At 49.5% G+C, this 20916-nt stretch carries 20 protein-coding genes; all 20 read right to left on the reverse strand.

Annotation, left to right across the window (positions count from 1 at the left end):
- Window positions 1–11 precede the first annotated feature (11 nt).
- Window positions 12–734: an RNA polymerase sigma factor FliA gene (locus tag ACFQ1C_RS01510; RefSeq protein WP_379556766.1), complete on the reverse strand. Its 723-nt coding sequence runs from the start codon at window positions 732–734 to the stop codon at window positions 12–14.
- Window positions 718–1602: a MinD/ParA family ATP-binding protein gene (locus tag ACFQ1C_RS01515; protein ID WP_379556767.1), complete on the reverse strand. Its 885-nt coding sequence runs from the start codon at window positions 1600–1602 to the stop codon at window positions 718–720. Before ACFQ1C_RS01515 ends, ACFQ1C_RS01510 begins: the two co-directional genes overlap by 17 nt.
- Window positions 1595–3016: a flagellar biosynthesis protein FlhF gene (gene flhF, locus ACFQ1C_RS01520; protein WP_379556768.1), complete on the reverse strand. Its 1422-nt coding sequence runs from the start codon at window positions 3014–3016 to the stop codon at window positions 1595–1597. The genes ACFQ1C_RS01515 and flhF overlap by 8 nt, the downstream gene beginning before the upstream one ends.
- Window positions 3017–3031: 15 nt before the next feature.
- Window positions 3032–5128, reverse strand: coding sequence for a flagellar biosynthesis protein FlhA (flhA, locus tag ACFQ1C_RS01525; RefSeq protein WP_379556769.1), 2097 nt, complete (start codon window positions 5126–5128; stop codon window positions 3032–3034).
- 357 nt (window positions 5129–5485) lie between these two features.
- A complete protein-coding gene (flhB, locus tag ACFQ1C_RS01530) occupies window positions 5486–6622 on the reverse strand; it encodes a flagellar biosynthesis protein FlhB (protein WP_379556770.1) in 1137 nt (378 codons plus the stop codon).
- Window positions 6623–7411 (reverse strand): flagellar biosynthetic protein FliR, encoded by a 789-nt coding sequence (gene fliR / locus ACFQ1C_RS01535; RefSeq protein WP_379556771.1) that lies wholly within the window; start codon window positions 7409–7411, stop codon window positions 6623–6625.
- A 314-nt stretch (window positions 7412–7725) separates the two neighbouring features.
- The gene (locus ACFQ1C_RS01540) at window positions 7726–7995 is read right to left on the reverse strand and encodes a flagellar biosynthetic protein FliQ (RefSeq protein ID WP_379556772.1); all 270 of its coding nucleotides are present in this window, start codon (window positions 7993–7995) and stop codon (window positions 7726–7728) included.
- Window positions 7996–8688: a flagellar type III secretion system pore protein FliP gene (gene fliP / locus ACFQ1C_RS01545; protein ID WP_379556801.1), complete on the reverse strand. Its 693-nt coding sequence runs from the start codon at window positions 8686–8688 to the stop codon at window positions 7996–7998.
- A 157-nt stretch (window positions 8689–8845) separates the two neighbouring features.
- Window positions 8846–9217 carry a flagellar biosynthetic protein FliO gene (fliO, locus tag ACFQ1C_RS01550; protein WP_379556773.1) on the reverse strand — a complete coding sequence of 124 codons (372 nt, stop codon included), beginning with the start codon at window positions 9215–9217 and terminating at the stop codon, window positions 8846–8848.
- Window positions 9217–9639 (reverse strand): flagellar motor switch protein FliN, encoded by a 423-nt coding sequence (fliN, locus tag ACFQ1C_RS01555; RefSeq protein ID WP_379556774.1) that lies wholly within the window; start codon window positions 9637–9639, stop codon window positions 9217–9219. Before fliN ends, fliO begins: the two co-directional genes overlap by 1 nt.
- A complete protein-coding gene (gene fliM / locus ACFQ1C_RS01560) occupies window positions 9636–10691 on the reverse strand; it encodes a flagellar motor switch protein FliM (RefSeq protein WP_379556775.1) in 1056 nt (351 codons plus the stop codon). The genes fliN and fliM overlap by 4 nt, the downstream gene beginning before the upstream one ends.
- Window positions 10692–10698: 7 nt before the next feature.
- Window positions 10699–11178, reverse strand: coding sequence for a flagellar basal body-associated FliL family protein (locus ACFQ1C_RS01565; protein ID WP_379556776.1), 480 nt, complete (start codon window positions 11176–11178; stop codon window positions 10699–10701).
- A gap of 48 nt (window positions 11179–11226) precedes the next feature.
- Window positions 11227–12510, reverse strand: coding sequence for a flagellar hook-length control protein FliK (locus tag ACFQ1C_RS01570; RefSeq protein ID WP_379556777.1), 1284 nt, complete (start codon window positions 12508–12510; stop codon window positions 11227–11229).
- A gap of 736 nt (window positions 12511–13246) precedes the next feature.
- Complete coding sequence (gene fliJ / locus ACFQ1C_RS01575) at window positions 13247–13687, reverse strand: flagellar export protein FliJ (protein ID WP_379556778.1); 441 nt, start codon at window positions 13685–13687, stop codon at window positions 13247–13249.
- Window positions 13688–13918: 231 nt separating this feature from the next.
- A complete protein-coding gene (fliI, locus tag ACFQ1C_RS01580) occupies window positions 13919–15256 on the reverse strand; it encodes a flagellar protein export ATPase FliI (RefSeq protein ID WP_379556779.1) in 1338 nt (445 codons plus the stop codon).
- Complete coding sequence (gene fliH, locus ACFQ1C_RS01585; RefSeq protein WP_379556780.1) at window positions 15243–16058, reverse strand: flagellar assembly protein FliH; 816 nt, start codon at window positions 16056–16058, stop codon at window positions 15243–15245. Before fliH ends, fliI begins: the two co-directional genes overlap by 14 nt.
- Window positions 16055–17101, reverse strand: coding sequence for a flagellar motor switch protein FliG (fliG, locus tag ACFQ1C_RS01590; RefSeq protein WP_379556781.1), 1047 nt, complete (start codon window positions 17099–17101; stop codon window positions 16055–16057). Before fliG ends, fliH begins: the two co-directional genes overlap by 4 nt.
- Complete coding sequence (gene fliF / locus ACFQ1C_RS01595) at window positions 17094–18803, reverse strand: flagellar basal-body MS-ring/collar protein FliF (protein ID WP_379556782.1); 1710 nt, start codon at window positions 18801–18803, stop codon at window positions 17094–17096. The genes fliG and fliF overlap by 8 nt, the downstream gene beginning before the upstream one ends.
- An 11-nt stretch (window positions 18804–18814) precedes the next feature.
- A complete protein-coding gene (fliE, locus tag ACFQ1C_RS01600) occupies window positions 18815–19129 on the reverse strand; it encodes a flagellar hook-basal body complex protein FliE (RefSeq protein ID WP_379556783.1) in 315 nt (104 codons plus the stop codon).
- A 218-nt stretch (window positions 19130–19347) separates the two neighbouring features.
- Window positions 19348–20757: a sigma-54-dependent transcriptional regulator gene (locus tag ACFQ1C_RS01605; protein ID WP_379556784.1), complete on the reverse strand. Its 1410-nt coding sequence runs from the start codon at window positions 20755–20757 to the stop codon at window positions 19348–19350.
- Window positions 20758–20916 lie beyond the last annotated feature (159 nt).

Raw genomic sequence — 20916 nt, forward strand, 5'->3', positions numbered from 1 at the left:
GCCCGCAGGGCTTAACCATTCCATTCTTTTAATTTGGCTCGTAAACGGTGCATTGCTTGGCTATGGATCTGGCTGACGCGAGACTCGCTTACTTCGATAATTTGACCAATATCTTTTAAATTCAGCTCTTCATCATAATATAACGACAACACTAGGGCTTCTCGCTCAGGCAACGTTTTAATGTGTTGTGACAACGCACTTTGAAAACGTTGTTTTGCCATGCCATCAAATGGGTTATCGCTATGCTGACTGGCTTCTATATGGCCATCAATGCCGGTTTCAAACTCATCCATGTCAAGAATTTTACCATTACTGGTATCGTGCAACATCGCGTAATAGGCATCCATGCTTACATCTAGCTGCTCCGCTACTTCGCGATCGGTCGCGTTACGCCCTTCGCGCGCTTGCACTATTGCAATAGCCTCAGCCACTTGGCGGCTGTGCTTGTGTACCGAGCGAGGCACCCAGTCGCCACGGCGCATTTCATCAAGCATGGCGCCGCGAATACGAATACCGGCAAAGGTTTCAAAACTCGCACCCTTGCTAGCGTCAAAGTTACGCGTAGCCTCTAACAAGCCCACCATACCCGATTGAATTAAGTCATCTAATAATACGCTGTCCGGCAACCGCGCCAATAAATGATAAGCAATGCGGCGCACTAAACCGGCATGACGTTCAATCAGTTGACTGTTTTGTTGCCTGGCGTACACCAGGGCTTTATTCGCTCCAGACATCAGACTCTGCCACCGGCGGATTCAATAAATTTTCAATAAAAAACTGCAAATGACCACCCGCTCGTTCAGGTGCCGGCCAATTGATCGCTTTATCAGCCAGCAATTTGATGGCCATAGCCGACGGCGACTTAGGATATTGATTAACCACCAGCGTTTGCCGGCGTACCGCTAATCGCAAATTTCCGTCGAACGGCACACAAGCCACCAACTCAAGAGCAGCGTCAAGAAAACGGTCGGTGACACGGGTCAATTTAGCAAACAGTTCTTGCCCTTCGCGTTGGCTGCGCACCATATTTGCCACAATTTTGAAACGAAACACACCGTAATCGCGAGATAAAATCTTAATCAGAGCATAAGCGTCGGTAATAGAAGTAGGCTCATCGCATACTACCACCAGCACTTCTTGCGCGGCCCGCGAAAAACTCAGCACCATATCTGAAATGCCCGCAGCGGTATCCACCAGTAAAATATCAATCGGTGTTTTCATCTCGCTAAAGGCGCGAATCAAGCTGACATGCTCAAGGGGCGACAGTTCCGTCATCGACTGGTTACCCGAGGTAGCCGGAATAATCTTAATACCTTGAGGGCCTTCTACTAAGGCTTCGTCTAGGCTGCACTCGCCACGCAACACATGAGAAAGATTGCGCGTTACTCGAATGCCCAGCAAAACGTCAACGTTAGCCAACCCCAAGTCGGCATCCAACACCATTACGCGTTTACCTTGAGCCGCCAGGGCCGAGGCCAAGTTTAGCGTGATGTTAGTTTTACCCACACCACCCTTACCGCCGGTAACCGAAATAACCTGTACTCTGCTGGTTTTTTGCATAAGTCGCAGCCCACTTGCCTGGTCCTGAAACCAATTATTCATAAAAACGCGCATCCTCTTCATCGGACTCAGAAGATTCCCAGTAATAAGGATCTTCTCGACGCTCTAAGTTCCCTAGTGCCTGTTTGACCAGCTCAGTACCATCAGCCAGCCGTATATCTTCCGGCACCCGCTGCCCGTCGGTGATGTAGCTTATGGGCAGACTATTCTGAATACTAATATCCAGCACATCGCCCAACGACAGACTTTCATCTAATTTGGTTAAAATGCACCCTGCTAGCGGAATGCGACGAAAATGATCTACCGCCTCTTGCAACACTCTGCGCTGCGCCGTAGCCGGTAGCACTAAGTAGTTGCGGATCTTAATTTTTTTATCACCGACCAAGGTATCTAGTTGTTCATTTAATCGCAGATCGCGCTGCCCCATACCGGCGGTGTCTATTAACACCAAGCGGCGATGGCGTAACTGATACAATGCCTGCGCCAATTCTTGATAAGTGCGCGCCTGCTTAACCACCACCCCCATAATGCGCCCGTAGGTTTGCAACTGCTCGTGAGCACCAATACGGTAGTGGTCGGTGGTAATAAGGGCAATTTGGTCGGCGCCATAACGCGCAGAAAACCGTGCGGCTAATTTAGCAATGGTGGTAGTTTTGCCAACGCCGGTAGGGCCTAACAATGCCACTGCACCGCCTTGGCGTAATATTTCATCTTCACCGGTTAACAACTGCTGGTTTAATGCGGCTTCAATTTGTGCCCACGCTTCATGAGGTGCTGCACCCTCGCTAACACGCATCGCCAGCTGGTCGGCAAAGCCATCACTAAACCCTAATTCATTGAGCTGCTTAATCACCATGGCGCGCACCGGCTCGCGGCGCTCTACTTCTTGCCACATTAAGCCTGATACTTGATGCTCAAGTAAGCGACGAATACTGGAAATTTCCTCACGCATCGCCGTTAATTCTTTTTCTTTGGCGCTGTCTTTACGCTTATATTCTCGAGTGTCGTGCAAGGGCAATATCGGCGCCGACTTAGGCTGACTCAGGGTCGGCTCTTGACGCCTACCATGTTGGCCTTGTGGTGCTTGCATAGACTCTGGCATAGGTGCTGACGTAGGTTCAGGCCAGCTAGATTGCTCCGCCAAGGTCTGTGGAGAGAGCTGCGGTGAAGATTGCTGGCGCCCGCGCATCAGTAGCGACTGCAAGGTTTCTGCCTGTTCTTTGTCACCCAAAGGGGTAACAAATTGACGCGCCTGCGACGATATCTTGACACTGTCATCATTCAGAGGCCGTTGCATCGGGGGCACGGGCACTTCGTCATCATCTACTGCCGCCACAATTTCAATGCCGCCAGAAACTTTTTTGTTAGACATAATAACGGCATCAGCACCCAGCACGTCTTTCACTTCGGCTAGGGCAGATCGCATGTCTTTAGCAAAAAATCGTTTTATCTTCATTTACCTACCACCCTGCTACTGCTGGCCAACCGATGCCACTATGCGGATTTGACGGTCATCAGGCACCTCTTGATAAGACAGCACCCGCAAACTAGGAATCGTGTGTTTTACAAAGCGCGCCAAGGTGGTGCGCAACATACCAGACGTTAATAAAATGGCCGCTTGACCTTCCATTTCTTGATTCGCCGCCGCTTGGGCTAGCGATTGTTGCATGCGCTCGGCTAAACCTGGCTCTATGCCACTGCCCTGAGCACCACCCGCTTGCAAAGAGTTCTGCAATATCTGTTCCAACTCTGGCGCCAGTGTAATAACCGGTAGTTCTCGATCGGTGCCGGCAATTTCTTGCACCATAAAACGGCGTAACGCAATACGACAGGCTGCCGTCAGCACTTCGGCATCTTGGCTCTTGGTGGAATACTCGGTGAGGGTTTGTAAAATGGTGCGCATATCGCGGATGGTCACCCCTTCGTGCAGCAGACTTTGTAGCACTTTGGTCACCAACGCCAAACTCATGACACTAGGTACCAGCCCTTCGACCAACTTCGGCTGAGTACGTCCTATCTGATCAATAAGGTTTTGTACTTCTTCATGGCCGAGCAGTATCGAGGCTTGGTTAGTAAGCAACTGGCTCAGGTGAGTGGCCACTACCGTTGCGGCATCTACCACCGTATAACCTAAGCTCTGCGCTTGCTCTATTTGGTCTTTGGCAATCCAAGTCGCTTCTAAATCAAAGGCCGGATCGCGGGTGTCTATGCCCTGCACGGGCCCAAATACTTGGCCTGGGTTTATCGCCAGCTCACGTTCGGGATAAATATCGGCGGTACCTGAGCTCACCCCCATCATGGTAATTTGATATTGATTAGGGCCCAGGTCTAAATTGTCACGAATATGCACCGCGGGGATCAAAAAGCCCAACTCTTGAGAAAGTTTTTTGCGCACCCCTTTAATGCGGCTTAACAACTCGCCGCCTTGGGCCTGATCAACCAAGCTTATCAGCCGGTACCCAACTTCAAGGCCAATGGTATCCACTTGCACTACATCGTCCCAGCCCAGCTCTTTCACTTCATTACTGGGTAAATTGGGGGCATCGGCTTGCTCGACCACTTCTTGTGCCACGCGTTTGTTACGCTTGGTGGTCCACCAAGCGGCAAATGCAGACAAACCGCCTAATAACAGAAAGGCGAAGTGCGGCATGCCAGGCACCAAGCCCATGGTGATCAAGATACCGGCAGCAATCGACAAAGATTTGGGGTTATCAAACAACTGGCCCAACATGGCTTCACCCATGTCTTCGCTGTTGTTTTGACGAGTTACGATAATAGCGGCGGCAATCGACAGCATCAAAGAAGGTATTTGCGCCACCAAGCCGTCACCGATGGTGAGCAAGGTATAAATTTTTGCCGCTTCACTAAACGACAGCCCATGTTGGGCCATGCCGATAATAAAGCCACCAACAATATTGATAAACAGGATCATGATGCCGGCAATGGCATCCCCTTTTACAAACTTAGAGGCACCGTCCATAGAGCCATAAAAGTCAGCTTCTTGGGTCACGTCGGCGCGGCGCATTCTGGCTTCATCTTGGTTGATTAAGCCGGCGTTTAAGTCTGCATCAATCGCCATCTGCTTACCCGGCATGGCGTCTAGGGTAAAGCGCGCGCTTACTTCAGCAATACGGCCCGCACCCTTAGTAACCACGGCAAAGTTGATGATCATCAAAATCAAAAACACGATTAAACCCACCGCGTAGTTGCCGCCGATAACCACATTACCAAAGGCCTCAATCACATTACCGGCCGCCCCCTCGCCTTCGTGACCTTCAAGCAACACCACTCGTGTTGAGGCTACGTTAAGCGCCAAGCGCAGCAAGGTAGCGACTAATAACACGGTCGGAAAAGCGGCAAAATCCAGTGGCCGTTTGCTATAAACCGCCACCATTAAGATGACCAAAGCTAAGGAGATATTAAAGGAGAATAGAATATCGAGCAGCAGTGCAGGAATGGGCAACACCACCATGCCCAGTGCCGCCAGCACCAGCAAAGGCGTACCCAAGCCCTTACTAAACCATGAGTTCCAAGGCCCCAGCCGTTGAATATTATCCTTAAATGCCATTACCGCTACGTTATGCAAAGATTGATGGCTAAAAGCATGCAATAAACAAGCCACTTAATTGACAGCGCCCGGCGCCCAGCACCAAGCTAAAGATAAATACCGACTTGGGTTAGTCTGGTATTTTCCGCCGTCTTACCGGGCTAGCCCCGGTATCTCGTATTAAGTCACTAAAAACCTAAATCGAGATCCTGACGTGCATCAGGATGACGGCATAGGAGATAACACCCAAACCAACCCGCATATTCAACTTTTGCTAAGGTCTAATCTCAGCCTTTACCAATAAAATCCCTTTCAGATTTGATCTCTATTTTTCCGTGTTATTCCGTGTTCTTCCGTGTATTCCGTGGCAAAAAATCTTTAAACCTTAAACTCATCGGGTATGGGGAGGTCTTCTTTTAGCGGAACAGGGCGTGTACCTTGGCCTTTGCGCCAACTATTTAACTGAAATACATAGGCTAGCACTTGAGCTACGGCCACAAATAGGCCGTCGGGGATCTCACCGTCAATTTTGGTAGAAAAATAAATCGCTCGGGTTAACGGCGGAGAGGAAATAACAGGTATTTCATATTCACGGGCAATCTCGCGAATTTTAAGCGCCACTTCATCCATGCCCTTGGCCACCACCTTTGGGGCAGCCCCAGGAGTAAATTTGTCATAGCGCAGCGCCACCGAAAAGTGGCTAGGGTTAACCACCACCACGTCGGCTTCGGGAACATCACCCATCATGCGCCGGTTAGCCATTTCTTGCTGCATGCGACGAATACGCCCTTTTACCTCAGGCTTACCTTCGGTATTTTTATATTCATCTTTAATTTCTTGTAGCGTCATTTTCAGCTGTCGGGTGTGATTCCAAATTTGAAACGGCACATCAATGGCGACTATCGGCAGCAATGCCATGCATAATAGTAGCCCCATATACAGCACCAACTCTGTGGCTTCCACCATCGCAGAGCGCAGCGTTTCATTGCTTAAACTCAAAATATTATCGAGCTGGCTCATTAATATAGAAATAGATAGGGTGGCAATAAATACTACTTTAGCGACAGACTTCAGTAGTTCTACCATAGATTGCACGCCAAACATGCGCTTTAAGCCTTTAGCCGGGCTCATTTTATTCAGCTTGGGCATCATGGCTTGGCTACTAAAGTTAACCCCGCCCAGCAAACTGTTACCCACTAATGCGGCCACCAACACGATAATAAAAAAGCCCAGCAGCGGCCACGCTAATCCCAACATAGAGCTACCCAGGGCTGGCATCATAGATTCGGGGTCGAATAAGGTAGCGCGTTCGATGGTAAAGTTACGCACAAACACATCCGACATCGCGCTCCCTAAGGCGTCGCCCACCATAATTAAGCCAAACGCACCACTGAGTAGTACTGCCGCCGTGCCTAATTCTTTAGATCGGGCTATCTGGCCTTTCTCTCGCGCTTGGCGAAGACGTTGTTCTGTGGGTAGCTCTGACTTTTCCTGACCGTCTTCTGATTCAGCCATTTAGCCTCCTTCACAGGTCAACAGCAAGGTGTCACACATCACCAATTGCAGGCGCTGCCACTGACTTTCAAAATGCCCTAAAAAACCACCCAGCGTCAGCCATAAAATAAACAGACCGCATACCATGCTCACGGCAAAACCAATACTGAAAATATTTAACTGCGGAGCAGCACGGGTCATAATGCCAAAGGTAAAGTTAATCAATAACATCGCCACTATCGCCGACAACGACATAGCCACCGCAGCATAAAACAGCAGGGTTAATAATCCGGCTAAGTTCTGCCAACTTGCCACCGAAATGCCGTTCATTGACACCGGTAAGGTGTCAAAACTCAGCACGATGGCTTCAATCATAATCAAGTGGCCGTTTAGAGCTAAAAAAAGCAAGGTGCCCAACATTAAATAAAGCTGGCCGACCACGGGAGTAGACTGGCCGTTAAGCGGGTCAACCATAGAGGCAAATCCCAAACTGGTTTGCATGGCAATCACTTGACCGGCGGTCACAAAGGTTTGTAATAAGAATTGCGACAGCAGGCCAATCACCGCACCAATAAGCACCTGTTGCGCGGTTATCAAAAAGCCCCCCACCGAGAACAAAGCCACATCGGGCATGGTGGGCAACACCGGCGCCACGGCAATAGTGGTCGCTACCGCAAGCAACAAGCGGTTATACATAGGCGTAAGGTTGGCACCAAACATCACCATGGTCATCATCATCCCAGCAATACGACACAGCGGCCATATATAGCTAGCAATCCAAAGCAATATTTGATCAGTGGAATAAGTCACCCAGTTCCTCTTGAAAAAGCTGGAAGGTAAAACAATAGTACACATCTGCGGCGTTGTACCAACATATGGCACGGATGTAGGCACTGCTTTAGCTGTGCAATGTGGCGTAGCCACATCCCAACGCTGATATGTCATACGTCACCGCATTCAACGCCAATATTCATTCGGCGTACAGGTTTGAACCTGTGCATCAGATCCAGCGTTGCCGGATTTAGCAGCTAAAGCAGCTACTACATTCGTGCTGTATGCAAATATTCATGCAGTACCAAGCTATCCCTTGGTTTAGCTTGGTACTTGGAGCTGGGCGCTTTCAGTTAACCAATCACTTGAGGGATTTGTGCGACTTGTTCATAAAAGAAGTCCATTAACATACCAAATCCCCAATGGGCCCCAACCGCCAGTGCACCTAAGGTAACTAGCAGGCGGGGTAAAAAGCTCAGGGTTTGTTCGTTAATGGAGGTCGCAGCCTGAAACACCGCCACAATTAAACCGATAGTCAAACTAGGCAAGATAACCGCCGATACCAGCACGGTCACAAGCCACAAGGCACTGCGAAAGATATCAACGAAAACTTCTGGGCTCATTTATCCTGCTCCCAAACCAAAGCTGTTGGCCAATGTCCCCATAATTAGGTTCCAACCATCAACCAACACAAATAGCATTAACTTAAACGGCAATGAAATAATCATCGGCGATAGCATCATCATACCCATGGCCATCAAAATACTGGCCACCACTAAGTCGATTACCAAAAAGGGTAAAAACAGCATAAAGCCAATTTGAAACGCCGTTTTTAGCTCACTGGTTACAAACGCCGGGATCAGCACCCGCAACGGCACTTCGGCTTCGCTATCCACTTGTATATCGGCAATATTAAGAAAAGTTTCTAAGTCTTTAACTCGGGTTTGCGCCAGCATAAAATCGCGAACCGGCAGCTCGGCGCGCGCCAGCGCTTCTACCGAGGTAATTTCTTCGGCTAAATAGGGCTGTAAAGCATCGTTATTAACGCGGTCTAGCACCGGTGACATAATAAAAAACGATAAAAACAGGCTAATACCAATCAACACTTGGTTATTAGGGCTTTGTTGCAGGCCCATCGCCTGTCGTAAAATTGACAGTACGATGATAATGCGGGTGAAAGAGGTCATCATAATGACGATGGCGGGCAAAAAAGACAGCGCCGTCATTAAGGCCAGCACTTGCAGCGTTAAGCTATATTCTTGGCTGCCATCAGCATTAGTGGTGACCGTTACCGCCGACATGCCTTGCTGAGCCATGGCCGGTGGTGCCAGCAATAACAGTGCGGCTATAACCAATAATAACGGCAGCAAAAACTTTAACGCCGGCGTTATGCTCACGGTCACATCCGTGGCCTGCATGACCTTACCCCTGGCATGAGCCTTTTCATGCTCTCTGAAATGAGTAGCAAGGCAATTAAGATGACTCATGTTTAGGCCCCGTGCTGCGCTTACTAAGTAATTTGCTCGCCTGCTCTGGTGCCAAAGGAATATCTAGCTTACCCAAGCCCGAGATCTGCTGTGCGGTCACGCCCAGCAGATATTGCTCTTCGCCAACCTGCACCACCACCAGTCGTTCGCGTTGGCCTAACGCCAGCGAAGACACCACTTTTAGTTGGCGGCTGCCCCCCAATAAAGAGGCCCCCCGTAGGCGGCGCAGCAACCAGCCCAGCACCAGAATAATGCCGATCACCAACAGAGATGATAGCGCCCACGAATCCCAACGCACTTCTGGCCCTTGGGCCAATGCAAGGTTAGGTAATAACAGCAACATCAATAACAGAGGCATTATTTTAACTTTTTAATTCGTTCAGTTTGACTGATCACATCAGTTAACCGAATACCAAACTTATCGTTAACCACCACCACTTCACCATGCGCAATGAGAGTACCGTTCACCATTACATCTAGCGGTTCCCCCGCCAGCCGGTCTAGCTCAACTACCGAGCCTTGGTTTAACTGCAACAGGTTACGAATACTTATTTGAGTACGCCCTACTTCCATTGAGATAGTGACAGGAATATCCAGAATGGCATCAAGCTTGCGTCGCTCTTCACCCGATAACGACTTGTCGCTGTTATCGCTAAAGTCATCCAGCTCGACTCTCTTGGCTTGATCCGAGCCTTCGGCATCTGTTTGTGATTCTTTAGACACCTGTTCGGCCATAGCCTCGCCCCAAACATCATCTATCTCGTTTTGCTCATCACTCATTGTGCATCCTCAATGGTTCTTTCTAATTCTTCCAGCTCGGCTTCACCGTCAATGCGTATACCGTGTCGGGTTACCTGATTAAGTTCGCTTTTAACCGTTTCGGGTTTTTTAATCTTTTCGCTAATGCGTATTGCCATCTTTTCACCCGAACGACCCAGCTGACCACGAAAACTCGGTAATTCTTCTACCGATACCAATAAATGCTCAGGCAGATCTACCGGTATAATGTCACCGGCTTTCATGTCCATTAAACTACGTAATGTCAGCTCTTTTTCTAGCAGCCGCACCGACAGATCTACCTTTACATCGAGAATTTCGTCGCGCAGTGCCTTACCCCAGCGCAAATCGTTTTCACCTTTATCACTTTGTACACCTGCATCCAACAATTCACGAATAGGCTCAAGCATGCCATAAGGTAGGGTCACATGAAAATCGCCACCGCCGCCATCTAATTCAATATGAAATGAGCTCACCACCACCACTTCGGTGGGGCTAACAATGTTAGCCATAGCAGGGTTTACCTCGGAGTCTAGATATTCAAACTCCACATCCATTACCGGCGCCCACGCTTCTTTATAATCTTCAAATATCAGCTTGAGCAGCAGTTGGATCACTCGTCGTTCGGTGGGGGTAAATTCACGGCCTTCAATTTTGGCATGGCGACCGTCACCACCAAAAAAATTGTCGACCAAAATAAACACCAACCGCGCTTCCATCGTAATTAGACCAATGCCTTTGAGCGGACGAAAGCGCACCATATTTAAACTGGTCGGCAAAAACAACGAATGTACATACTCGCCAAACTTGATCATTTGCACGCCGTTTACCGACACTTCAGCAGTACGGCGCATCATGTTGAACAGGCTAATGCGCATATGACGAGCAAAACGCTCATTCACCATTTCCAGCGTCGGCATGCGTCCACGCACAATGCGATCTTGAGAAGAAAAGTCAAACATGGAAACGCCACCGGCATTGCCTATCTCTTCTTCTACATCATCCACCCCGTGTAACAGGGCATCAATTTCATCCTGAGATAATAGATCGCTCACAGTTCACCTATTGCATTACGATACTGGTAAACAGCACTTTTTCGATTAAAGGAGTGCCCAGTTCTTCGGTTAGCACCGCATTTAGCTCATTAACTGCCTCTTTTCGTAACGCTTGTTTACCGTCGGCAGTAATATAATTATCCGCGCTTTGGCGACTAAATACACTAAGCAGTGTACTTTCTAATAAAGGTAAGTGGCGTTGCGCTTCGATACTACTTTTCTCCCCTCGCACCAATAGTTGCACTTCTACCTGCACTAAACGCGGGTGTCGACCTGCAACTATCGAAAAAATAAATGGTTCACGCGCACCTATATATAAAGGTGTAATGTCTATTACAGGCGTAGGTTCCACATCCTCGCTAGGCTGCATAAAAAACCAAGCCACACCACCGAGCACTATAATTAAGACGGCTATCATTGCAGAAATTACTACCGCTTTACGCTTGTACCATGATGCCACCTGCGGCATAGTCAAATCATTAGCCATGCTGTTCCTTTAGCGCTTTTAAGTATAAAAGCAGTTTGCTTACTTACGTTATGCAAAAAAATCTATTCTACCCGCATCAGATGTATAGTGCTGCGTATGTACATTATCTTTTAATCTAACGTCGCCATCATCCCCTACGTCTAAATTACTCTGCCCATTTTCGTTCGCAACGCCACGCTCTTGCTCCCTTTGCGGTGGGCCTTGCTGCCCAGACTGGTTCAGGTTTTGTCCCTGTTGTTGCCCCTGGTTCAAGTTCATGCCTTGCTGATTTAACATTTCTCTTAACCGTGGCATGGCTTGCTCAATAAGTTCTTTAGCTTGAGGGTGAGCCGCGATAAATTGCACCTGAACTTCTCCCTGCTCCATTTTAACTCGAATTTTCAGCCCCCCTAACTCAGAAGGATTAAGCAGAATATCGGCCTCTTGCAGATTTTGGCTCACCACCACCTGAGCTTGCTGTGCCAGCTGCTTAGCGTTTTGCTCGGCCGATCCTTGCAGCGTCAGGGCTCTATCTAACGTGGTGGCTCGCTCAGGCGTCGCTGCCAGCGGGCTCGCTTCGCGCATGGCTATCATCAAGCTATCACTTGGCACTGCTGCGGTTTGACTACTGGTGGCGGCGTCGGCTGCCATAGCTGAAGTCAGCTGATTTGGGGCTAAGTTTAGCTCTTGTTCTGCGTCTGCCGAGCTATCGCTACCCGGCTGAGTGCGTTCAGCAGCTGACAAAGGTTGAGCCCAGCGACGGCTGTGTTCAATTTGCGCCAACCATTCAGGATCGCGCGCAACTGTCGCCTTTATATCAGCCGGTGTCTCACTTTGTGTTGTGTTTTGGTTAGCAGCTTGGTTGACTGCCGCAGCTCCTTGACGAATCAGATCAGTAGCGGACTGAGCCTCTTGAGTCGTTTGAGCCGTTTGAGCCGCAGAAGGTGCCGAGCTTTGGCCTTCAATCGCGAGCGCATTACCGGGGCGATTTAATGACGGATCAGCAGCAGCCTGCTTATGGGCTGCATTTGCTAACGGCAAAGTGCTGCCGCCTTGCCGCTGGTCGGTGTCGGCTGTAGTTTTACTGGTACTCTTTGAAGATCCGGTTTCAGCTAAAGTCGCCCCTGCCACCTCTCCCCTAAACTCAGACGCTACAGTCGGGGCAACAGCCGCATACAACTCTTCATTAGCTAGTTCAGCTTCGTGAGGTTCAGATTCATCAACGGCCTGTTGCGATACGGCTTCTTGGGTGAACACCTCGTCAAACATACCGGTGTTGTTTGCAGCATCCGGTATTTGGCCCCGGGGCTCTTGACTCGCCTGAGTTCGTACCGACATGATGTTCATAGTCATGATGAAGTGATCCCCATAAATTCCGCGGCCTAGCCGTCACCCAAAAAAGTAGCAACCGAATGCCTATATTACCTACACCAGAGCTAATGCAAGAATTGAACCAGAAGTGAAAACGGGAATCCGTAAGCGATAAGCTAAAAACAGTCACCGCCTTTTGTAGGCTTGGTGTATTCTTTAACTTCCAGTTTCCGGCTGATCGCTTTCAGTAACTTTTGGTCGATTGAAATCGACCCTACGATCAGGATGGCTCCTTGTTTTTTGTAGGGGCGAATTCATTCGCACAATAATGGTGGCACGGCCTAAAAGAGATCAACCAACAAAACTAACGTGAGACCTTGACACCCAACAGAGTATCTACGATCAGGATGGCTCCTTACTTTTTGTAGGGGCGAATTCATTCGCACAATAATGGTGGCACGGCCTAAAAGAGACCAACCTACAAAACTAACGTGAGACCTTGACACCCAACAGAGTATTTACAAAAGACACAAACAGATCCTGACGTGCGTCAGGATGACGGCTTAAAGGACAACCCCCAAACCAACCTGCATATTCATCGCCTGTCACCTTTACTTGGGTCTAATCTCAGAACTTACCATCAAGATCCCTTTCAGATCTGATCCCTATTTTTCCGTGGATTCTGTGACTCTCGTAGCAAAGAAGCGTGGCAAAAAATCTTTAGATTTTTATCTTATCTTTAGCTGATCGCTTAAAGCTTACCGCTGACAGCTTTCTTTCAACGCTTCTTCTGGTTATAAAAGCGGTAAATGGCCATGTTATCCATCATTTTTTGTTCTTGACGGTTACTTTCAACTTGCTTGCGTTCGGCGGCGCGCGCTAGCAGTGTTTCTATGGCTTGCTTGCGAGTACGCAACGCCATCCAGTCGGTTCGGGTTTGTTCAAGCTGCAGGCGCGCTTGCTGCAATACCCCTTGTTGCTGTTCTTGTGCAGCTTCTAGCTTATTAATAAAACCTTGAAAATGACCAAACTGATGCGAGGTTAACCCTTCGCGCCCACGGCTTTGAAACTCTTCGCTGTAGTTGCGCTGATATTGGTTTAATGTTTGCTGTTGTTGCTCTAACTGCTGCAACTGCAACTGGGCCGCACCTAACTCTGCCGCCGCCTTACGCTCTTTATTATCCAGCTGCTCCAGCAACAAATGTAATGCTCTGCTCATTGGTTACCCCTTAAACACAGCGGTAAGCCGTAAGCTTTACGCTGTCAGAAAAAATAAAACTAAAACTAAAACCTTTTTGCAACGGAATCCACGAAATCCACAGAAAAATTAACATAAGATTAAGAGCGAAAGTGCCAAGAGGTTTTATTGGTAAGAACAAAGCAAAGAAGTTAGAGGGTGGTCACGATCATTAGTGGTTATCCTCTTCACTCTTTACCCTTCACCCTTTTGCTAGTTAGCCCGCAGAAGGGGCTTACTAATCACTTCAAGTTCAGCTAAACAGGCAGGCATAGAGATCGTATCGGTCATGCTTTGAGTCAAAAAGTTATCTAATCGAGGGCGAATAAGAATAGCCATGTCGATTCGAGGGTCGGCCCCAGACTGATAAGCACCTAAATTAATTAAGTCATGATTTTGCTGATATAGCGCATAAGACTGCTTAACCGCGCGGGCCTGCAGTTGATGCGCTTCGGTGGTGACCGAAGTCATTACCCGACTAATCGACTTTTCAATATCAATGGCCGGATAATGGCCGCTGTCGGCCAATTGGCGCGACAACACAATATGGCCATCTAAAATAGCACGCGAGGCATCGGCAATGGGGTCTTGCAAGTCGTCGCCTTCGGTTAACACCGTAAAAAACGCCGTAATACCGCCTTGGCCTTCATTTTCATTACCGTTACCAGCGCGCTCAACTAAGGCAGGTAAACGGGCGAACACCGAAGGCGGATAGCCCTTACTGGCTGGTGGCTCACCCACGGCCAAGGCGATTTCGCGCTGCGCCTGGGCATAGCGAGTTAATGAGTCCATTAGCAGCAACACATTCAAGCCTTGATCCCGAAAATACTCGGCCAGCGTTAGCGCAGTTTCACAGCCTTTTAAGCGCATTAATGGCGACGAGTCGGCCGGAGCCGCCACCACCACCGAACGCGCTCGGCCTTCATCCCCTAATATTTCGTCGATAAACTCTTTTACTTCTCGGCCCCGCTCACCAATTAAGCCCACAATGACCACGTCGGCTTTTGCGCCACGAGTCATCATGCCTAGTAACACACTTTTACCCACGCCGGAGCCGGCAAACAGCCCCATACGTTGCCCTTGGCCAACGGTAATAAGCGCGTTAATGGCGCGCACCCCCACGTCCATGGGTTCTCTAATGGGTTTGCGAGACATGGGATTAATGCGCTGCGCCGTAAAGTCGGCATTTTGGCTGGTCACAATGGGGCCAAGGCCGTCTAACGGCTGACCAATGCCATCAATAACGCGCCCCAGCAATTCCATACCCACCGGAATACCCTCGCCCTGGCCAACGGGCGTTACGCGCGCGCCGGGGATCACCCCTTTAAGGGATTCGCTGGGCATTAAAAACAGTTTATCATCGGAAAAACCCACTACTTCGGCGTCCATATCGCCAAACTGGGTTTGAATTTTGCACTGGCTGCCCACGGCTGCGGTGCAACCGACGGCTTCTAGGGTTAAGCCCACTACGCGGGTGAGTTTGCCACTGGCCGACATCGCAGGGGTTAAACCTTGGGTATTATAATTATTTAGGCGCTTAAGAAGCGTCATGGAATCGTGCCCAGTTGGCTTTCATAAAATTGCTCATTAGCTCGTCTATGCGCCGCGCTAAGCTTACATCTAATTCCGATAGCGCCGTTTTTACCCGCACATCACCACGTGCTTGGCTGGGCTCGCTCATTAACTGCCAATGGCGCTGTTCACGACTTTTTTCATCAAAGTGCTGTTCAATAATCGCCAAATCATCGGGATGTAAATATAAGGTAATTTTGCTCTCGCTGTCGGGCAACGCCGACATGGCTTCTTGTACTGTGGCCAATAATAGCTGAGGTGACGTCGTCGCTTCGGCTTTCAATAAATTGCGGGCCAGCTCTTGTGCAAGTGTAACCAGGCTTTGTTCTACCACTTTATCTATTTGTGCCAAAGGTGCCTGCAACTGCTCAAGCAACTGCTGCCATTGCTGGCTTTGCTGTTTAGACTTTTCTCGGCCCTCATTCAAGCCTTGCTCTATCCCTTGCTCAAGACCGGCTTCGTGGCCTTGCTGCAAACCGGTTAAGCGGCCTTCTTCTTGCCCCGCCGTTATTCCCTCTTGCTTGCCTTGCTCGAAGCCTTCTTCATAAGCGGCTTGGCGAATGGCTTCTAGCGCTTCGGCGGTTAATGGCGCAGGCTCGGGTTCAAACAGTTCAGGCTCGGGGGCCGGCTGCTCAGGCTGGCGCTTAATATTAAGCGCCTGCTGTGTTGTCGCCTGTGGTTTGTCAGATGACATATCAGGCCACGGCCAATCAGACGCAGTGCCTGCATCCGGCCCGGCAGGAATGCGCCCAGGCTTAGCGCCGTAAGGATGACGGCTCATATAAAGTCGTCTCCGCCACCTTTAGCCAGCATCAGATCACCGTTATCGGCCAAGCGCCGCGCCGTCGCCAAAATATCTTTTTGCGCCAGCTCTACATCACTCACCCGCACCGGCCCCATGGCTTCTAAGTCGTCTTGCAACAACTCAGCAGCGCGCTTAGACATATTACGTAAAAACTTCTCTTTTAACTGATCGTCAGCGCCTTTAAGCGCCCGTTGCAACAGCTCACCATTTACTTCACGCAGCAACATTTGTACACCACGATCGTCTACGTCGATCAAGTTTTCAAACACAAACATTAGGTCTTGGATCTTCATGCTCATTTCTTCGTCTTCATCACGAATGGACTCCATTAGCACACCCTCTACCGAAGTATCCAAATAGTTCATAATGCTGGCAGCTGCTTTTAGGCCGCCCATTTTGGCGGCCTTGGCACCACTTTGGCCGGCAAACTGTTTTTCCATAATATCGTTTAGCTCTTGCAGTGCTGCCGGTTGTACTTCTTCTAGCTCGGCAATACGCATTACTAAATCCAGTCGTACCGGCTCGGCAAATAGCTGTAATATTTCTGCCGCTTGTTCAGGATCGAGATAAGACAACACAATGGTTTGAATTTGTGGGTGCTCGTTCAAAATAATGCCCGCCACTTGGCGCGCATCCATCCACTTTAATGAATCTAGACCGCGCGAGCCCGCACCGGCAGAAATTTGATCCACCAGTCGCCCAGCTTTATCTTCACCCAATGCCGCCACTAGCGCATTGCGCACAAAGTCTTGGCTGCCCACTCCAATTTTGGTGAAGCGCTGAATATCTTCAATAAACAAACGGTGTACGGCCCCTACGCGGTCGGGACCAAAATCACCTACAGCCGCCATTTTCATACCAAGGCGCTGCACTTGTTTGGGGTCGAGGTGGCGAAATATTTGCGCAGCATCTTCTTCGCGCAAACTGAGCATCAGCAAAGCGGCTTTTTCGGTACCGGTAATATTATCAAGTAGCTTTCGCTGCTCATCGGTCACCATTAGCTGTTCTTTATCAGTCATCAGCTCTCACCCAGTCTCTTATTACTTGTGCTGCCAAGTCGGGTTCATTGGCCACTAACGCTCGAATAGCCAACAACACATCTTCATCTTTATTTAAGTCAGGCAACTGCAAGCGCCCTTCACGAATACCAAACATGCCTTCGTCTTGTTCGGCTTGTTGCGCTAACAAAGTAAGATCTTCACTACCCAACAAGGCGTTTTGGCCATCTAAATCAACTTTATCCGGCAACTCTTCGTTACCCAACAAGCGGCGTACCATGGGCCTCACCAACGTTAGCAGCAGCACCACCAGCACGATCACCGCGCCAATAATGCGCAACAGGTGCATAAACCACGCTTTTTCATAAAACGGCACCCCAAAAATATCGTCCATTACCGGGCGATTAAAGGGTACCGCTACCACTTCAATAGCATCGCCTCGGCTTACATCAAAGCCTAAGCCGCCACGCAGCAAGCGATCGATGCGTACCAACTCTTCTTGATTAAGCGCTACTCGCTCTGTGGTGCCATCTTCATTAATAATGGTTTTATGATCCACCGCCACCGACACCGATAACCGGCTAATCTCACCGGTCGAGCTTTGGCTGTGACGAATAGTGGTGTCCAGTTCAAAGTTACGGGTCGCTTCTTTGCGCGAACGGTCATGACGACGTTGTTCTTGAGCCGTTAATCCGGTGGCATCTTCGGGAATATCCGACTCCCCCGGAGGCTGGTTGGTTAATGCCCCCGGAATACCCAGCGCGCCTAAGCCCGAGGTGCTATCTTCCATGACCATTTCTGATCGCACTGCAGGTTGGTCAGGGTTATAGGTTTTTACGGTTTGTTCTTTACGCGTAAAGTCGAGTCGCAAGTCTACTTCGGCGGTGTAGTTACCCAAACCCAACACTGGGCTTAAAATAGAGTCAATTTTTTGTCGGTATTCGCGTTCTTGCTTTTGCTGCAGTTCAAATTCTCGACGGGTACGGGCCGATAACGGATCTTGTGAGCCAGAATTTAGCAGCCGCCCATTTTGGTCGGTCACCGTCACCTTGTCTGGCGACATTTCTGCCACCGCAGACGCCACCGTATCTACAATAGAGTCCACTTCTTCTTGACGCAGCGTACTGCCCCGGCGCAAGTTAAGTAACACCGTAGCACTGGGTTGTCGCTTATCGCGCACAAAGACGTTTTCACGGGGGATGGCCAGCAGCACTTGCGCCTGAGCCACACTATTATACTGCTCTATTACCCGTGCCAGCTGGCGTTCTCGACTCAAATTAAGCCGCTCACGCTCTAAGCGTTGGCTAATGCCAAAACCCGGGTCAGATAATAAAATGGAGTCGCCTTCAGGCGGCGCTTGACTCAGCCCCGAGCGGCGTAGATTTAACTGAATGTCAGAAAACTTATCGGCACGCACCAGAACCGTGCTGCCTTCTATTTGATAATCAACTTTTTGTGCATCTAAAAAATCGAGAGTCTCAATCAATTCTTGATTGTTATACACGCCCAACGGGCGCATTTCGGGCTCTTTGCCCCACAGCAACAAAAAAACCGCCAACGCCAAGCAAATAGCCAGCGCCAGCACAATAATGACCTGACGCAAGATGTCGGCATTGCCCAGCAAGGCAAGAGGCGTACTTTTTTGCTCTTCGGCCTCCAGTGAATTGCCCTCGCTGGTGGCTAGTGCAGATTTGTCGGCATTAACCAACGGATTATCAGCCACCAATTACATCCTCATACCGGCATATTCATAATAGTTTTATACGCTTCTACGACCTTGTTACGTACTTGCACCGTGGCATCAAAGGCGAGGCTCGACTTTTGCGACGAAATCATCACTTCTTCTAAGCTAACCGCTTGGTCGCCCATTTCGAAACGAGTTCGCAACGAGTCGGTACTTTTCTGTAGCCCGTTCACACTGTTCACCGCCTGAGACAGCACGGCAGAAAAGTCTTGTTGCGGCGCAATATTATTAGCCGGTGCCAACGGTTGCAGCTCGCTTTGCATCGCCTGCATTTCTGATAATAATGCCGAGGCTTTAATATCCATAGTCAGAGGCTCCCCTAAATTTAAAACAACAGAAGGTAAAGAAGATAACAAGGTAATGCAAACAACGGGCCAGTATATATACAACAGCCCCAAAAACACAGCTAAGTGAAAGCTGTACGTTTAACGCTGTACGCTATACGTTAAAGAAAATACGGTTTGGTTTTGTCGTAAGGCGTATGACGTAGAGCGTACGGCTTTCTCTTAGCTTGGCGCTGTGTTTAAACCTCCACCCCGGCCTCGCGCATCCGCGCCAGTTTATAGCGCAGGGTGCGGGGGCTAATGCCCAACTTTTCGGCTACCTCTTGGCGGCTGCCACCATAAACCTGCAAGGCTTGCAAAATAATTTGCTGTTCTTGGCTCACCAACTCACTGCCTAAATCCGTTCCTTGAGGCTCATTGGCCACAGCAGAATGACTGCCACGCTCACTATTCCCGTTATCGTCACGGGTGTGAATGATAGCTGACGGCACTTTTGCCGGCGCATGCAAATCATCCAGCAAAATATCGGCGGCGGCAATATCATGGCCCTGAGCCAAAATAAGCGCCCGTTGCATCACATTACCCAGCTCGCGCACGTTACCCGGCCAGTGCCACGCCTGCAATTTGGCCTTGGCTTGTTCATTTAATTGTAATGGCCCGCGGCCCAATTCTTTGGCATAGCGCTGCAGCAAATACTCCGCTAATGGCACAATATCGCCAGGGCGCTCCACTAACGCCGGCCAATGCAGCGGAAACACATTTAACCGATAAAATAAGTCTTCCCGAAACCGCCCCTCGCTCACCGCTTTACGCAAATCGCGATTACTAGTGGCTAATACACGCACATCAAGCGCAATGGTTTTGCGCCCGCCTAAGCGCTCCACTTCGCGCTCTTGCAACACCCGCAGCAACTTAGCCTGCAGGTTTAAGTCCATCTCGGTAATTTCATCCAACAAGATGGTGCCACCGTTAGCCTGCTCAAACTTGCCCGGATTCGTCTGCACCGCACCGGTAAAGGCGCCTTTCTCATAACCAAATAACGTAGCTTCCAACATGTTTTCTGGAATAGCAGCGCAGTTAATCGCCACAAAAGCGGCATTAGCGCGTTCCGATTTATTATGAATAAATCGCGCCAACACCTCTTTACCGGTGCCACTGGGGCCACTGATCATCACACTCGCGCCCGACTCTGCCACGCGAGTGGCCAATTGTAAGAGCTGAACGCTGCTGGCATCGCCCACTATTGGGTCACCATTATTATTTGCGGGCTGCATTAAATAGCGCGACACCACCGCCAGCAACGCATCGGGCGTAAACGGCTTCGCCAAATAATCGACGGCTCCCGCACGAATCGCCGCCACTGCCCCCGACACCTGTGCATACGCCGTAATCACCAACACCGGCAAACCAGGTATTCGGCGGTTGATCCACTCCAACAACCCTAAGCCATCCATGCCCGCCATTTGTACATCGGTAATCACTAGCTTGGCTGTATGTTGTTGCAAATACACAATAGCATCTTCAGCGCTACTGGCAGCCGCGCACGAGTACCCTGCCAACAACAGCGTATCTTGCAACGCCTCTTGCAAACCGGCATCGTCTTCAACAATTAAAATATCAACCACACTAGGCGCTACATCATTGCTCATGAAAGTGTCCTTAATGTCTAACACCAAACCTAAAATCTCTTTGCCACGGAATCCACGGAACCCACGGAAAAATTAAGATGAGATAAGAGCGAAAAAATCTTATTGGTAAGTACAAAATCTAGAGCTTAACGCTCAGCTGGAGAAAGTTACCGCTTTAGG

The sequence above is a fragment of the Oceanisphaera ostreae genome, from assembly GCF_042676125.1.
In the GTDB taxonomy this organism is placed as follows: domain Bacteria; phylum Pseudomonadota; class Gammaproteobacteria; order Enterobacterales; family Aeromonadaceae; genus Oceanimonas; species Oceanimonas ostreae.

Coding starts and splice junctions, on each gene's coding strand:
- ACFQ1C_RS01510 (WP_379556766.1), bottom strand. CDS start 734: ATGTCTGGAGCGAATAAAGCCCTGGTGTACGCCAGGCAACAAAACAGT.
- ACFQ1C_RS01515 (WP_379556767.1), bottom strand. CDS start 1,602: ATGAATAATTGGTTTCAGGACCAGGCAAGTGGGCTGCGACTTATGCAA.
- flhF (WP_379556768.1), bottom strand. CDS start 3,016: ATGAAGATAAAACGATTTTTTGCTAAAGACATGCGATCTGCCCTAGCC.
- flhA (WP_379556769.1), bottom strand. CDS start 5,128: ATGGCATTTAAGGATAATATTCAACGGCTGGGGCCTTGGAACTCATGG.
- flhB (WP_379556770.1), bottom strand. CDS start 6,622: ATGGCTGAATCAGAAGACGGTCAGGAAAAGTCAGAGCTACCCACAGAA.
- ACFQ1C_RS01540 (WP_379556772.1), bottom strand. CDS start 7,995: ATGAGCCCAGAAGTTTTCGTTGATATCTTTCGCAGTGCCTTGTGGCTT.
- fliP (WP_379556801.1), bottom strand. CDS start 8,688: ATGGCTCAGCAAGGCATGTCGGCGGTAACGGTCACCACTAATGCTGAT.
- fliO (WP_379556773.1), bottom strand. CDS start 9,217: ATGCCTCTGTTATTGATGTTGCTGTTATTACCTAACCTTGCATTGGCC.
- fliN (WP_379556774.1), bottom strand. CDS start 9,639: ATGAGTGATGAGCAAAACGAGATAGATGATGTTTGGGGCGAGGCTATG.
- ACFQ1C_RS01565 (WP_379556776.1), bottom strand. CDS start 11,178: ATGGCTAATGATTTGACTATGCCGCAGGTGGCATCATGGTACAAGCGT.
- ACFQ1C_RS01570 (WP_379556777.1), bottom strand. CDS start 12,510: ATGACTATGAACATCATGTCGGTACGAACTCAGGCGAGTCAAGAGCCC.
- fliJ (WP_379556778.1), bottom strand. CDS start 13,687: ATGAGCAGAGCATTACATTTGTTGCTGGAGCAGCTGGATAATAAAGAG.
- fliI (WP_379556779.1), bottom strand. CDS start 15,256: ATGACGCTTCTTAAGCGCCTAAATAATTATAATACCCAAGGTTTAACC.
- fliH (WP_379556780.1), bottom strand. CDS start 16,058: ATGAGCCGTCATCCTTACGGCGCTAAGCCTGGGCGCATTCCTGCCGGG.
- fliG (WP_379556781.1), bottom strand. CDS start 17,101: ATGACTGATAAAGAACAGCTAATGGTGACCGATGAGCAGCGAAAGCTA.
- fliE (WP_379556783.1), bottom strand. CDS start 19,129: ATGGATATTAAAGCCTCGGCATTATTATCAGAAATGCAGGCGATGCAA.
- ACFQ1C_RS01605 (WP_379556784.1), bottom strand. CDS start 20,757: ATGAGCAATGATGTAGCGCCTAGTGTGGTTGATATTTTAATTGTTGAA.